General features: G+C 52.6%; 13 protein-coding genes. 12 read left to right on the top strand and 1 reads right to left on the bottom strand.

Features of this window, described 5'->3' with window-relative positions; genetic code table 11:
• Window positions 1-106 precede the first annotated feature (106 nt).
• From CODIS_RS10275 to CODIS_RS10245, 8 genes are all read left to right on the top strand, one after another.
• Window positions 107-1,690, top strand: a complete 1,584-nt coding sequence (locus tag CODIS_RS10275; RefSeq protein ID WP_069124722.1) for an acyl-CoA ligase (AMP-forming), exosortase A system-associated — start codon at window positions 107-109, stop codon at window positions 1,688-1,690.
• Window positions 1,691-1,768: 78 nt separating this feature from the next.
• The gene (gene rnhB, locus CODIS_RS10270; protein ID WP_069124721.1) at window positions 1,769-2,344 is read left to right on the top strand and encodes a ribonuclease HII; all 576 of its coding nucleotides are present in this window, start codon (window positions 1,769-1,771) and stop codon (window positions 2,342-2,344) included.
• A gap of 27 nt (window positions 2,345-2,371) precedes the next feature.
• The gene (dnaE, locus tag CODIS_RS10265) at window positions 2,372-5,920 is read left to right on the top strand and encodes a DNA polymerase III subunit alpha (RefSeq protein WP_069124720.1); all 3,549 of its coding nucleotides are present in this window, start codon (window positions 2,372-2,374) and stop codon (window positions 5,918-5,920) included.
• A gap of 102 nt (window positions 5,921-6,022) precedes the next feature.
• Window positions 6,023-6,982, top strand: coding sequence for an acetyl-CoA carboxylase carboxyl transferase subunit alpha (gene accA, locus CODIS_RS10260; protein ID WP_069124719.1), 960 nt, complete (start codon window positions 6,023-6,025; stop codon window positions 6,980-6,982).
• 15 nt (window positions 6,983-6,997) lie between these two features.
• The gene (gene tilS / locus CODIS_RS10255) at window positions 6,998-8,335 is read left to right on the top strand and encodes a tRNA lysidine(34) synthetase TilS (RefSeq protein ID WP_069124718.1); all 1,338 of its coding nucleotides are present in this window, start codon (window positions 6,998-7,000) and stop codon (window positions 8,333-8,335) included.
• Between the two features lie 333 nt (window positions 8,336-8,668).
• Window positions 8,669-8,911, top strand: coding sequence for a pentapeptide repeat-containing protein (locus CODIS_RS21725; protein ID WP_083220677.1), 243 nt, complete (start codon window positions 8,669-8,671; stop codon window positions 8,909-8,911).
• Between the two features lie 212 nt (window positions 8,912-9,123).
• Window positions 9,124-9,564, top strand: coding sequence for a universal stress protein (locus CODIS_RS10250; RefSeq protein ID WP_069124717.1), 441 nt, complete (start codon window positions 9,124-9,126; stop codon window positions 9,562-9,564).
• Between the two features lie 15 nt (window positions 9,565-9,579).
• Window positions 9,580-10,059: a GIY-YIG nuclease family protein gene (locus tag CODIS_RS10245; protein ID WP_069124716.1), complete on the top strand. Its 480-nt coding sequence runs from the start codon at window positions 9,580-9,582 to the stop codon at window positions 10,057-10,059.
• On the opposite strand, the gene trxA is transcribed toward CODIS_RS10245, so the two are convergent.
• A complete protein-coding gene (gene trxA, locus CODIS_RS10240; protein WP_069124715.1) occupies window positions 10,056-10,919 on the bottom strand; it encodes a thioredoxin in 864 nt (287 codons plus the stop codon). The genes CODIS_RS10245 and trxA overlap by 4 nt on opposite strands.
• A 130-nt stretch (window positions 10,920-11,049) precedes the next feature.
• Here trxA and trxC point away from each other — a divergent pair, with 130 nt between their 5' ends.
• From trxC to CODIS_RS10220, 4 genes are all read left to right on the top strand, one after another.
• A complete protein-coding gene (trxC, locus tag CODIS_RS10235) occupies window positions 11,050-11,490 on the top strand; it encodes a thioredoxin TrxC (RefSeq protein WP_069124714.1) in 441 nt (146 codons plus the stop codon).
• A gap of 228 nt (window positions 11,491-11,718) precedes the next feature.
• A complete protein-coding gene (locus CODIS_RS10230; protein WP_069124713.1) occupies window positions 11,719-13,176 on the top strand; it encodes a metallophosphoesterase in 1,458 nt (485 codons plus the stop codon).
• A 131-nt stretch (window positions 13,177-13,307) separates the two neighbouring features.
• A complete protein-coding gene (locus CODIS_RS10225) occupies window positions 13,308-13,976 on the top strand; it encodes a hypothetical protein (RefSeq protein ID WP_154723085.1) in 669 nt (222 codons plus the stop codon).
• A 75-nt stretch (window positions 13,977-14,051) separates the two neighbouring features.
• The gene (locus CODIS_RS10220; RefSeq protein WP_162420188.1) at window positions 14,052-15,062 is read left to right on the top strand and encodes a metallophosphoesterase; all 1,011 of its coding nucleotides are present in this window, start codon (window positions 14,052-14,054) and stop codon (window positions 15,060-15,062) included.
• The last annotated feature ends 3 nt before the right edge of the window (window positions 15,063-15,065 follow it).

Below are 15,065 nucleotides of genomic sequence, written 5' to 3'. Positions count from 1 at the left end.
CATCAATTGATTAGACAGAGGGAGGTTTTTTTGCTCTTATTGTCACATCCGGAAAATTATATATAGAACGCATCAATTTCCAGCGCAGGGATACCGATAGTTAGCGATGGCTGTACTACTCCATGATCTGATCTTCGAATCAGCCACCCGCACTCCGTCAAAGACGGCCTTAAAGTATAAATCGACCTCGCTGACCTATGCCGAACTGGCGCAACAGGTCGGACGCTTATCACGGGCATTCGTCGACATCGGTATCGAGAAACAGGATCGCATTGCGATCTATCTGCCGAAGTGTCTGGAGAATGTCATCGCTATCTTCGCGGCAGCTGCAGCCGGTGCTGTGTTCGTACCGATCAATCCAGCCCTTAAGTCCCACCAAGTGTCGCATATTCTGTTAGATTGCGATGCCAAGGTTCTGATTACTGTACAGGGCAAATGCAGGGCGTTGAATACGGCGCTCGGTTATTGCGTCGATCTGCAGACCGTGGTCCTGATCGATGGAGTGGACAGCGAAGAGGAAGGATTGCACGCCCAGCGTTTGCTTGCCTGGGATGAGCTGATCGCCAATCCAGTCACTCCTCACGGCCATCGCGTGATCGATTCGGATATGGTTTCTCTCATCTATACGTCAGGCAGTACCGGTGATCCGAAGGGTGTGATCCTCTCCCATCGTAATATGGTGACCGGTGCAAAAAGTGTCGCCCAATACCTGAAAAATACCTCATCAGACAGGATCCTGGCCGTATTACCTCTCAGCTTCGACTATGGTATGAGCCAGTTGACAACCGCATTTCTGGTCGGTGCCACTGTCATATTGATCAACTACCTGTTGCCTATGGAGGTACTCAACACCCTTGCCCAGGAGAAGATTACCGGGTTGGCGGCGGTACCCCCTTTATGGAATCTGTTGGTCGAGCTGCCCTGGCCGACTGAGGCCGCATCGAGCCTGCGTTATATCACCAGCTCCGGTGGCGTGGTGCCGGTTGAGACCACAGAGCTGTTACGTCAGGTACTGCCCAATACTGAGATCTTTCTCATGTATGGCCTCACAGAGGCGTTTCGATCGACCTACCTGGCACCGGATCAAATAGATAAAAGACCCACCTCCATCGGCAAAGCCATTCCGAATGTCGATGTAATGGTGTTGAGAAGTGACGGTAGCCCCTGTGCTGTGGATGAACCCGGCGAACTGGTGCATCGGGGATCGTTGGTGGCAATGGGCTACTGGAACGATGTCGAGGCTACCCGGCAGCGTTTTCGGCCTATCCCCAATCGGTTTGATGGCTTGCCCGGCGATGAGCTGGCCGTCTGGTCGGGGGACATCGTCAAGATGGACGGCGAAGGCTATCTCTATTTCTTACGAAGAGATGATGAATTGATCAAAACGATGGGCTATCGGGTAAGCCCGAATGAGATCGAAGAGGTATTCTACCGCACCGGCCTGGTATCTGAAGCGGTTGCATTGGGTATTCCCCACACCACTATGGGTCAATCGATCGTTCTGGTAGCAATCCTCAAAAACGGTTCGGAAGTGACGGAAAAACAACTACTCGATAACTGTAAGCAGCGATTGGCGAACTACATGATGCCGGCCGAAGTTATATTGCGTACCATGCTGCCGACGAATCCCAATGGCAAGGTCGATAGAAAACAGCTTAGAGTGGAGATAATGGCGTCAATATCCGAATGAAGTAAACGTCCGATCGATTTCTGTCTACACAATGAAATTGGGCCTAAGTTTGTAACTCTATATTCAGTGAGTTGGAGCATGTCAAAAGCGTTTGCCCTGGTTGCGGGTGTTGATGAGGTAGGGAGAGGGCCCCTGGCGGGACCGGTTGTCGCAGCTGCAGTGATTCTTCATCCGGAGCGACCCATCGAGGGACTGGCCGATTCCAAGAAACTGAGTGAAAAACGCCGGGAACAACTCTCCCAATTGATCAAGGAACAGGCCCACAGCTGGTGTTTGGGACGGGCTGAAGTGGAGGAGATCGATCGGATCAATATCCTGCAGGCAAGCCTGTTGGCCATGAAACGGGCTGTCGAGGGGCTTCCAAGGATGCCCGGTCTGGCAATGGTGGATGGTAAGCATGCTCCGCGACTGGCATGCAGGGTGGATACGGTCATCGGCGGGGACGCCCTTGTCGAGTCGATCAGCGCGGCATCGATTATTGCCAAGGTGGCGCGGGATCAGGAGATGGTGGAGTTGGACCGCCGCTATCCCGGTTATGGTCTCGCCCGCCACAAAGGCTATCCAACCAAGCAGCACCTGGAAGGGCTGCAAGCCCTGGGCATCACCCCCATTCACCGGCGTTCGTTCGGGCCGGTCAAGAGGCTCATGACCTGAGACCGTTTCGGGGTAGAATAGGCAACTATGGAAGTCCCCTTTGTTCATCTTCGCGTTCACTCCGAGTATTCGCTGGTAGACGGCTTGGTGCGTGTCAAACCCCTGGTCAGACAGGTGGCCGAGACAGGTATGCCGGCAGTAGCCCTGACCGATCAGTCAAACCTCTTCGCTCTTGTTCGATTTTATCAGGCCGCCCTGGCCGCCGGGGTCAAACCGATTGCCGGTGTCGACGCCTGGATTCGCAATCCTGAGGACATCAACACGCCCTTTCGTCTGGTGTTGTTGGTGCAGAACCAGGCGGGCTACAAGAATCTGACGCGTCTGGTATCACGCAGCTACCGCGAGGGTCAGCACCTTGGGCGTCCATTGATGGAGCGGGAATGGTTGAATGGCAACACGGATGGGCTGATAGCACTCTCCGCGGGTCGTCAAGGGGATGTGGGCCGTGCCCTGCTGGCCGGTAACCAGGCAGAGGCGGAGCGGCTGCTCAGTCAATGGTTGGAGCTGTTTGGTGACCGCTATTATCTGGAGCTGCATCGTACAGGCCGTACCGATGAGGAGAGCTGCCTGCATGACAGTGTCGTCCTGGCAGCCGATTACGGTGTTCCCGTCGTGGCCACCAATGATGTGCATTTCCTGCAAGCGGAGGATTTCGATGCCCACGAGGTGCGGGTCTGTATTCATGAAGGCCGCACCCTCGACGATCCGAGACGGCCGAGAAATTACAGCCAGCAGCAATATCTACGCACCCCGGAAGAGATGGCGGAACTGTTTTCCGATATCCCGGAGGCCCTGCGGAATACGGTGGAAATCGCCAAACGCTGCACCATCGAACTGACACTGGGTGAAAACTATCTCCCCGATTTTCCCATTCCCGAGGGGATGACCATCGAGGAGTTTCTGGCAGCTGAATCCCGCAAGGGGCTGGAGTGGCGGCTGCACTCCACCTTCGATACCCAGTGCGCCGACTTTCCGCAACAGAGAAAGATCTACGACGATCGTCTGCAGGTGGAGCTGGATGTCATCAACACGATGGGCTTTCCCGGCTACTTTCTTATCGTTGCCGACTTTATCCGGTGGGCCAAAGACAATGACATTCCGGTGGGTCCCGGTCGTGGCTCGGGTGCGGGTTCACTGGTCGCCTATGCCCTGAAGATCACCGATCTCGATCCCATCGAGCATGAACTGCTGTTCGAGCGTTTTCTTAATCCGGAACGTGTCTCCATGCCCGATTTCGATGTCGATTTCTGCATGGATAAACGCGATCAGGTGATCGATTACGTGGCTCAACGTTATGGACGCGATTCGGTGTCCCAAATCATTACCTATGGTTCGATGGCGGCCAAGGCGGTGGTGCGTGACGTGGGTCGGGTGCTGGGCCATCCCTACGGCTTCACCGACCGTGTGGCGAAGATGATCCCCTTCGAGATCGGCATGACCCTCGACAAGGCGCTGGTGGAGAGCGACGATCTGAAACAGGCCTACGCCACCGATGATGAGGTCAGTGAACTCATCGACATGGCGAAGAAGCTGGAGGGTTGTGCCAGAAATGCGGGCAAGCATGCCGGCGGCGTGGTCATCTCGCCCGGGTTGTTGACCGACTTCACACCCCTCTACTGTGAGGCCAACGGGGAGGGATTGGTTACCCAGTTCGATAAGGATGATGTGGAGAAGGTCGGCCTGGTGAAATTCGACTTTCTCGGTCTGCGCACTCTGACCATTGTCGACTGGGCATTGAAGACGGTGAATGGGGAACGCGCCAGGCAGGGTGAGGAGCCGATCGATATCAATGCCATTGCCATGGATGACGAGGCTTCCTTCAAATTACTCAAGAGTGCCGAGACCACAGCCGTATTCCAGTTGGAATCCCGCGGTATGAAGGAGCTGATCAAAAAACTCCAACCCGATTGCTTCGAGGATATCACCGCTCTGGTGGCGCTGTTTCGACCCGGTCCCCTGCAGTCAGGCATGGTGGATGACTTCATCAACCGTAAACACGGTCGTGCCAAGGTCTCCTACCCGCACCCGGATCTGGAACCGATCCTGAAACCGACCTACGGCGTCATTCTCTACCAGGAGCAGGTCATGCAGATTGCCCAGGTGTTGGCGGGCTATTCCCTTGGAGGAGCCGATCTGCTGCGCCGGGCCATGGGCAAGAAGAAGCCGGAGGAGATGGCGAAACAGGGTGAGATCTTTCGCAAGGGCGCCGTGGAGCGGGGGGTTGAGGAGGAGACCGCCACCTATATCTTCGACCTGATGGAGAAGTTTGCCGGGTACGGCTTCAATAAATCCCACTCCGCCGCCTATGCTTTGGTCTCCTACCAGACCATGTGGCTGAAGGCGCACTATCCAGCCGCTTTCATGGCTGCGGTCTGTTCCGCCGACATGGACAATACCGACAAGGTGGTGCCGTTGATCGAAGAGTGTCGCCGTATGCGGCTCAGGGTCGATGCGCCCCAGGTCAACCTGTCGGAGTATAAGTTTACCGCTACCGATAAAAAGACTGTGGTCTATGGTCTCGGTGCGATCAAGGGGGTGGGTGAGGCAGCCATCGAGGCGGTGATCGATGAACGCAACAGCAACGGTCCCTACCAGGATATCTTCGAATTCTGTCGCCGCATCGATCTGCGCAAGGTCAACCGGCGGGTAATCGAGTCGCTGATCCGGGCCGGCGCCCTCGACGGGCTCGGCGCCAATCGCGCCACCCTGATGATGCAGCTGCCGCTGGCGTTGAAGCTGGCCGAACAGCACAGCGCCATGCAGGCAGTGGGTCAGAACGACCTCTTCGGTATGGGAGATCCGCAACCGGAGGCGGCCAGCCATGCCCAGGTGATACCCAAGGATGTGGACGAATGGGAGGAGGAACAGCGCCTGCAGGGTGAAAAAGAGACCCTCGGTCTCTACCTTACCGGCCATCCCATCGACCGCTATGCCGAGGAGCTGAGCCATATCAGCAGCAGCCGTATAGGCGATCTCAGCCTCGATGGAACGCCGGAAACGGGTCATCGGCGTCGGGGTGTACCGGTGGTGGTGACCGGTCTGGTGGTTAGCGCCAGCCACCGGCAGACCCAACGGGGTCGCATGGGCACCCTGGTATTGGACGATCGTAGCGGACGTATCGAATGTACCCTCTTCAGTGAAGTCTATGAACAACACCGGGATCTGATCGCTGCGGATAATATACTGGTGGTTTCGGGCAGCCTGAACTATGACGAATTCCGCGGCGGACTCAGTATACGTGCCGACAATCTGCTGACCTTTGAGCAGGCACGGTCACACTACGCGGGCCTGTTGAATGTCAGAGTCTCACAAAATGGCCTCCAAGTGGCCGGATTCAGCGAGCAGTTGCAACAGATACTCTCCCCCTTCCGTGGGGGTACCACGGGGATACGGTTGCACTACCAGACAAATGATGCCTGTGGCGATATTCAGCTTGGCAAGGAGTGGCAGGTCACTCCCTCCGATGAGCTATTGCGTCGCCTTGAACAGTTCTTCGGGCCCGGTTCGGTACGGGTCGCTTACCGCCACTCTCAGCAAGTGGGCAGTACTGCAAGCTGCCGACAGGCTGTCCATTGATTTGAGACTGTTATGCAGTGGTATTTGGTTGTGACCGGCGATGTCCGCTGTTTCCTCAATCTGAGGCTGTCCTAACTAATGTGATTCCGGTATATTTCGCGCATGGATCTGAATTTTCTAGAATTTGAACAACCTATCGCCGAACTCGAAGCGAAGATCGAAGAGCTCCGCCTGGTCGGTACCGACAACGAGATCAACATCCAGGATGAGATCGCCCGGCTGGAGAACAAGTGTCAGACCTTGACCGAATCGATCTTCTCCAATCTCAAGCCGTGGGATATCTTGCAGCTCTCACGTCATCCCCAGCGGCCCTATGTGCTCGACTATATCGACCGCATCTTCGATGAGTTCCATGAGCTGCACGGTGATCGGGCCTTTGCCGACGACCATGCCATCGTCGGAGGCGTGGCACGCCTCGAAGGGCGTCCGGTGATGGTGATCGGCCATCAGAAGGGCAGAGACACCAAAGACAAACTGTTTCGTAACTTTGGCATGCCCCGTCCCGAGGGTTATCGCAAGGCATTGCGTCTGATGGAACTGGCGGAGCGTTTCAAGCTGCCGATCATGACCTTCATCGACACCCCGGGCGCCTATCCCGGTGTCGGCGCCGAAGAGCGGGGACAGAGTGAGGCCATTGCCCGCAACCTCAAGGTGATGTCGGGCCTGCGTACCCCGATCATCTGTACCGTGATCGGGGAGGGTGGATCCGGTGGCGCACTGGCGGTCGGCGTCGGCGACCGCATCCTGATGCTGCAATACAGCACCTACTCGGTGATCTCCCCCGAGGGGTGCGCCTCGATTCTCTGGAAGAGTGCGGAAAAGGCGCCTTTGGCCGCCGAAGCCATGGCGATCACCTCGGACCGGCTCAAGGAATTGGGGCTGATCGACGAGATCGTGCCGGAACCCTTGGGCGGTGCCCATCGCGATATCGAAACCATGGCTAAGAACCTCAAGCATGCACTGGTGGAGGGGATGGACAATATCACCAGCATGGCCATCGACAAACTGCTCGACACCCGTTATCAGCGGCTCATGCAGTATGGCCAGTTTTCCGGAGACTGACTATAGGAATGCCTTGTGAACCTCACGGCCACACGGCTGCTTGAGACACTCAGGCAACTACCCAGTGCATCCAGTTGTCATATAGCCCTCAGTGGCGGACTCGATTCCTGCGTTCTGCTCCATCTGCTCGCTGAACTCAGATCCCAACTCCCCTATGATCTTCATGCAATCCATGTGCACCATGGTTTGCAGTACCAGGCCGATAGCTGGCAAACCCACTGTGAAAGAGTGTGCCAGGGCTATGATATTCCTCTGGATACCGTTCGGCTGACACTCAACGTAAACAGTGGTGAAAGTTTGGAGGCAGTGGCCAGGGAGGCCCGCTACCGGGCAATGGCGGAACAGATGGGGGAGGGGGACCTGTTGCTGACGGCCCAGCACCAGGACGATCAGGCGGAGACACTCCTGTTACAACTGATGCGTGGCAGCGGCCCCGCCGGGCTTGCATCGATGCCGCCCCTGACCCACTTCGGCCCCGGCTGGCTGGCACGGCCGCTGCTGACATTTTCCCGCGAGTCGTTGGAAGCGTATGCCGAACATCACAATCTGAGCTGGCAGGAGGATCCCTCGAACAGGGATCAGCGTTTCGATCGAAACTTCATTCGCCACCAGGTCATGCCATTACTCCGTTCCCGCTGGCCGGCTGCCGCCACTACCCTGTCACGGGCGGCTCGCTTAAGCGGTGAACTGTTGATGCTGGTGAGAGAGGAGGCGGAGGAAGACCTGGCCAAGGCCCGCACAAAGGATGTCGATACCCTTTCAATCACGGCATTGAAACAATTTAATTCCATTCGACTCAGGAATCTGTTGCGTCACTGGATCAGCGCCAATGACGCACCTCTGCCAAGTTCCAAAAAACTTGCCCGCATCGTGTGCGAGGCTGTGCATGGCCGTATCGATGCAGTACCGCTGATTACTTGGGAGGATTGGGAGGTGCGCCGTTATCGCGACCGGCTTTATCTCAGTCGCGCCCGGGTTATAGACCTCCCCAACCAGCCGCTGATCTGGTCCGCTGGTGACGAGATGGTCTTGCCGGAAGGTCTGGGCCGGTTGATTGCCCGACCCGGTGAAGATGGGATCTCAGCGGTTCGTTGGCGACAAGGCGAAGTTGAAGTGCGTTTTCGCCGGGGTGGCGAGCGGTGCAAGATATCTGGACGGCCCGGTCACCGGTCTCTAAAAAAGCTGTTCCAGGAGTGGGGGGTGCCGCCTTGGGAACGTGAATATATACCGCTAATCTATCTGGATGGGGAACTGACGGTAATACCGGGGCGTTGTATCTGTAATACGACACATGTTCATCCCGGTGAGCAAACAGTTGTCATTGAATGGGAAAGTGAATCGAATTGGCTTTAATGTAAATTGCAATAAAGTCATACACAGCGTCTAAAACTTATAAACCTGAGTGCGATATTGTTGAAGGCTGTAATTCAAACCGTATACTGATTGTGCAAAGTCCGTGAAGTATGGTGCAATTTGGAGCTGGGGATGTTGTCGCGCCAATTTTTTTTTACAACGCGTAATACGTCTGATTACACTTAGGCCAATTGGACTAGTGTTAACAGGCCCTAATACTGTTTGCATCTGTTTGATGCAGGGTTTATATACATCAATCTGAGTACCTGCAGGATATGGTGATATAGTTGTCAGACTGAGTTGTAAGGTTATGAAATTTTCCAAGGATTTAGTATGGCAATAAGAAGTCATGTCGGGATACTTAAAAAAGGAAAGTCCTTCTGGAATAAATGGAGATTGGAACAAGGACATATAATACCTGACTTGTCATATTCACAATTAACTATTGGTGATTATGCAGGATATGATCTGTCAGGCTGTAATTTTCGAGGAACGAATGCCAGTAGTTCGAATTTTGCAAATGCGAATCTCAAAGACAGTAACTTTTCAAGTTCGATATTGAATCAATGCATATAAAAGCACTATTGAGAAATAAGCACACTATCCATAGCCAGACTTCATAAAGAAGTGGTGCGGAAATGACTGTTTACATAAGTTGATATGATTGAATGATCATCAGTTATTGATGCCAAGATCGGGGACTGTTACGCAAACAAAAAATCGAATAGTCATATTTATGGGCGGATATGACCAACATTACCTGAAAGTTTGGCTGACGGAGGCAATACATGAAGATCCTGGCGGTTGTTGATCTTTCTGAATCGACGGCGAATATAGTGGAAAAGGCAGAAGAGTTAGCAAATGCACTGCTCGCGAAACTATGGCTATTGCATGTTGCAGAGCCGGAACCTGACTTTGTTGGGTATGATGTGGGGCCGCAATCGGTTCGAGATACACTTTCACAGAAATTCCACGACCAACACAGACAGATACAAGAGATCGCCGAACGTATGCGTGGGAATGGCATTGACGCAACTGCACTTCTTGTTCAGGGATCAACGGTCGAAACCATTCTCCACGAGGCCTCCAGGCTTGATGTGGATATGATTGTCATAGGATCTCATGGCCGAGGCGCCATGTATCATCTGCTTATGGGGAGTGTTACAGAAGGAGTTCTTCATGCGGCAAAATGCCCGATCCTTGTTGTTCCAACGCATAATCGGAAATAACGTCAGCAAGATTGAATGAACGCAAAACCCGGGCCCTATGGCCTCGTGTTGCAGGCAGACACAGACACTGTTGTGCAGGTGGGACGTTGGGGCGCCATCGACATAAGACCCGGCTACTATATCTACATTGGCAGTGCATTCGGGCCTGGCGGCGTGCTGGCGCGGGTCTCGAGACATTGCCGGAAAAAGAAGTCAAAGCATTGGCATATCGACTATCTGCGTGAGATAGCAGCACTTGAATCGGTTTGGTACAGCCAAAGGCAGACTCGCCTGGAGCACCGATGGGCAAAGGCGCTGGCAACTTGGGGCAATACAGAACCGGTCCACGGTTTCGGCTGCAGCGACTGCAGCTGCGATTCGCATCTCTTCTATTGCAAAAAGCCCCCGACCCTGGCCGGTTTTGCCAAAATCGTTGGATGTTCGATTACATCATGGTCCTGCGATGAGACCGACCTGTTGGCTGGGGCAGATAGGATGAGTGTTAACAGGCCCTAGTGCAGGAAGTTAAACATCCTATTGCGGTAACGCTTTACCAGATCGCCCTGTCCGCCCAATAATTCGAAGATCCGCAGCATCTCTTTCTGGGCGGCATTGTCGCCATAACTGCGATCATTCTGCAACAGGGTCATGAGCAACTCCAGTGCCCCTTCGTAATCGTTTTCCATAACCTTGTGGGACGCCAGCAGGTGGATCGCCTCGCTGTCAGCCGGATTCTCCTGCAGGCGCTTTTTGAGCTCCTCGATTGGCGGGCTGTCGGCCGTTGTCCGATCGAGTTCAATCCGCGCCAGCATGGAGGCCACTTCTGGCTTGTTCCGCTCCTCATTGGGCAGGGCCCTGAGCAGTTGCTCGGCTTCGTCCAGTTTGCCCGTTGTGGCCATATAGCGGGCGTGGGAAATTTTAACCCGCGGACTTTCAGGATCGATCTCACTGGCCTGTTTGAGTAGGGCGCCGGCACCCTCGGCATCCCCCTGAAGCAGCATGGCATCCACCTGGGCCAACAGGGCGTCGGATTCACGGGGAATGTGCTTGTCGAGAAAACTGCGGATCTCCGCTTCCGGCAACGCCCCCATGAATTCATCCACCACCTGTCCCTGGTGAAACAGCTTGACACTGGGAATGCTACGGACCTGGAAATGGGCGGCCAGTTGCTGTTCCTGCTCGGTATTGACCTTCGCCACCAGGAATTTTCCCTGATATTCATCGGCCAGTTTCGCCAACGTAGGCATCAGGGTCTTACAGGGATTGCACCACTCGGCCCAGAAATCGACCAGCACAGGAACGTGCATGGAGTTCTCCAGTACCAACTGCTGAAAACGGTCTGTCGTGACATCAAAGACAAAGGATTGGTCCGCCATACTGTGAATACTCCTGTGTGTCAGCCCATTAGGGGCGCATTATACTGAATTCAGATCGAAATGGTGGACTTGAAATCTCTAATGTCACGCCCCATTTAATGGAAAAATTCAGAGCATTGGAATCAGTATCATGAGTGAAGCCCTACATATTGTCTGCCCCCATTGCGATGGCATCAACCGGGTTCCAGCCGACCGGCTGCGGGATGGGGCGAAATGCGGCAAATGCCACCAGTCACTATTCGCCGGCCAACCCCTGGCATTGGATGAAGGACGATTCCAACGCCACGCACAGAAAAGTGACATTCCCCTGCTCATCGATTTCTGGGCACCCTGGTGTGGACCCTGCCAAATGATGGCTCCCGCCTTTGAACAGGCCGCCGCTCAGCTTGAGCCGGCCGTGAGGTTGGTCAAGGTCAACACGGAAGAGGCTCAACAGCTGGGGGCCCGCTTCGGCATCCGCAGTATCCCCACACTGATGCTGATGCACGGCGGCAGAGAGGTCGCCCGCCAGGCGGGGGCTATGGATCAGGGGGGTATAGTAAATTGGACCCGTCAACATCTCACACGATAGCAAGCTGCCACAAGATCCATCAATATCATGTAAACAGGATGATGTTTTATGTTACATGATACAGGTATATGAGTATTGCCAGTTGTTATAGCGTGGCGAATAGATGATCCCCCATCTCTATTATCCTCACAAAAGTTGTTGAAAGGACAGTGCTTGATCATGGTCCTGGGCAGATGATGCGCTAAGTTGTATGCTGTACTTTTGGCTGTGCTTGATACGAGGTAAACAATGGCGAATGGTCCTGAAAACGCCAGGAATGGATTCTTCGCCAAGCTGAAATCTGCATTTTCTCAGACCTCCCAATACACGGAGCATCGACTGCAGGAGAGTTTTCTGCTACAAGGCGGCAGTATCCGTGTTCCCTATGAAGATATCCCTATCGAAATCGAATTTGGCAATGATTTTAGGCTTCTGCTCTATGCTGAACAGTCAGTGCATGGAAATAATCTACAGGAGCAACCCGGTTTCCTGCTCATCAATCCGGAACACTATTTCAAAGAGATCAGTGGATTTTTGCGTTTGAGCAAAGGCGATCATCTCATTCTTGGATATGAGGACGAACTGCAGCAGCGTATCTTCAAGTATCCACGTAACCTGGCTAAACGTCAGCTATCGATAATCCATGACGGCGATGCGTTATTGTTTAAAGACCTGGATGCCGATAAGGGAACACGGTTGATCCCGTTGTTGAATGAGAAAGAGAGGCACAGGGCCAACAGAAGACGTTTGGCGAATCTCCAGGAGATACGTCGCATCTTCGGTGGCCCCATCCAACTGCTGCCCCCCGAGGAGGCATTGGCGGACCTCAAGGCAGTTAATGAAATTCTGGAAAAAGAGCCTTTGCGACCGAGAAACGAGCGGGGTATGCCTGGTGGTGTGGTTGAACTGCCAAAAAAGATGATACCTGTCATTCTAGGCGACCTGCATGCTCAGGTGGATAATTTACTCACCATACTGAGTCATAATGAATTTCTCGAAATGATGGGTGACGGAAAGGCAGCGATGGTCTTTTTGGGCGATGCGGTCCATTCGGAAATGGACGGCAAGCTGGCGGAAATGGAGAGTTCACTACTGATCATGGATCTGATCTTTAGGCTCAAGTTATGGTTTCCTCAGCAGGTATTCTATGTGCGCGGCAATCACGACAGTTTTTCTGAAGAGATCGGTAAGGATGGCGTACCGCAAGGCTTGCTGTGGGCCAAGGAGGTGAAACGTGTTCGCGGTGAGGCTTACAAGAAGGCAATGGAGCATTTTTATAAGCTGCTTCCCTATGTTGCGGTATCGAAAGATTATGTGGCCTGTCATGCGGCACCGCCGAAGAGCAAGGTGACAATGGATATGCTGGTGAATGTACACAGTTATCCCAGCCTGATGGAGGAGTTGACCTGTAACCGGCTGTACAGGCCGAATCGACTGGCTGGTTATACCAAAGGCGACGTGAAACGCTTCCGGAGTTCACTCAGCTTGAAACCGGATGCAGAACTTTTTGTCGGACATACCCCATTAACCCGACACGATACCTTGTGGCACAACGTTGGAGGCATCGACCACCACGATGTCGTATTCAGTGGTAATTTTCCCTGGATCGGCCTGTTCACCAGCGTCGCTGGACATATGATTCCGATTCGATATCGTAGCGAACCGCTGTTGTCTGTACTTAATGAACTCCAGGATAGCGATGATTAATCCGAGGTCTTTTATCAATATGCGCAGTTTGTTTCATGAGTAGGCAGAGTGATCATTCGAAAGCGGCCAAGTCGCTTAAAGAAGGGCCTGTCATCTATCAGTCGGAAGATTCTCTGCTCGATGAGGATCGAGTGAAAAAGGACCTCGCTCTGGCTGAACTTAATCATATCTTCAAGCTTTATCTGGCGAAAAAAAGCTCACGCCTCACTGACCTGTCCATATTGGGACAGTTCTCCGTGATTTTCAACGATAGCCGCATGGCGGAATGGCATTGCCTCAATAAGCGTGAACAAAACGATGCGCTCTCGGAGCTGGTGGTATTGCCTGAAGTTTATAATGAGCTGATCGGCAAGATTGGTGAAACCGCAGGGGATGCACAAATAATAAGCTCGATCGTCAAGGATGCCTATCAGAATTCAATAGATAGCTTTTCTCACGCCGCCTATATTCAGCAGAAGTATACGAGCAGATTCCCCGGTTTTAAGGTCATTCTCTATCTCGATCAGAAAAGGAAGCATACGATTTTATTAGTTGTTGATAATGGTTACGGTAAAAATGTCGCCAAGCCAAGAAAATCATACTTGGGTGAGGACATGGACAGCAGCTTGTCCAACAGGATCATCGAGTGGTGTATCAACAAGTTCGGCAAAAGCGAAGATATGGTGGATCGCAGGATCGCCTATACCGGCGGCCAGGGTATGGCCTTGAAAAAAATCAAGATAGAATTGAATCTGGACGTCAATGTGCACTATCTGACTACTGGAGCGGTATTTGAGTTGCAGCTGTCCAATTTTTTCTGAACGATGAATAAACGTATTAAGGAGGCAGGCCTGTTTAACCTTTTTCAACGATCGTTTCGTCTTGTCAGACACCTTTTGAAACGCTCATATCCCCCTTCAAAAAAGAGACAAAAAGATACTGAGCCATCGACACAATCAACGGTGCCGATTCAAGAGAAAGAGCCGCGATCTGATGATGAATCTGTTGGAAAAAACCTCAGATGCATCGTGCTCTCCGATACTGACAATGAAATAGTCTCGGTCAAAAATACATTAGGTTACGCCGCTCTCCTCAATGACCGGGAGGAACTGGCAGATGATCTGAATGGTATCACCCTATTCCACACAGGTGACCTGGGGGATAAAAAAAGACCTGATCCTTCGGTTGTGGATTTCTGGCGTCAGATTCGACGACAAGCGAAGTTGAAAGGAGGACACGTGAAGATAATTGTCGGTAATCATGAACAGGAGATCTGGCAAAAAATCGAGGCCGGCAAGAAAATCAGTCTGGGAACGGGTCACTTGGAGGATTTGAAACTGTTTATTGAATCTATGGATCTGTTTCATCTGGAGAGAGGAATTCTTTTTATTCATGGTTATCCGACGCTGGAGTTTTTACGTACATTGCAACATTATGGTGAGGTGACGGGCAATAATCTGAATCAATTTAATTCGGACCACTATAAGAAAGCCTTCAAAAGACCTGAAGCAATGCAGCTATATGCCTATGCGCGAGACAACAAACAGAAGAATTATCTACTCTATGACGTTAAGGATGCAGCGCAGTATTATAAAAAGCACGGTAAATCGATAAATATGCTTTTCAAGACATTGAAAATAGAATGCGTAATCCACGGACACAGACCGCAACGTTCAGGTGTGCAGATTGACTATGAATTCAGTAAGTGGCTTCCGGATGTAAGAATGATCGGTAATGACACCATGGTGAGGCGTAAGGGATTGGGTGCAACCGTGATTCGATCGGGTGCAGACGGGAATACCGATATTCTGTTCATCAATACCAAAAACAAGTCTAAAAAACAGCGTAAAATCGTATCTGAATATCTTGCTGCCGATCAGAGTGAATATTCAACAGAGATCCGATAACTA

The sequence above is a fragment of the Candidatus Thiodiazotropha endolucinida genome, assembly GCF_001715975.1.
In the GTDB taxonomy this organism is placed as follows: Bacteria; Pseudomonadota; Gammaproteobacteria; order Chromatiales; family Chromatiaceae; genus Thiodiazotropha; species Thiodiazotropha endolucinida.
Note: the sequence above shows the minus strand (reverse complement) of the source record. Positions and strands in the feature narration are given on the sequence as shown.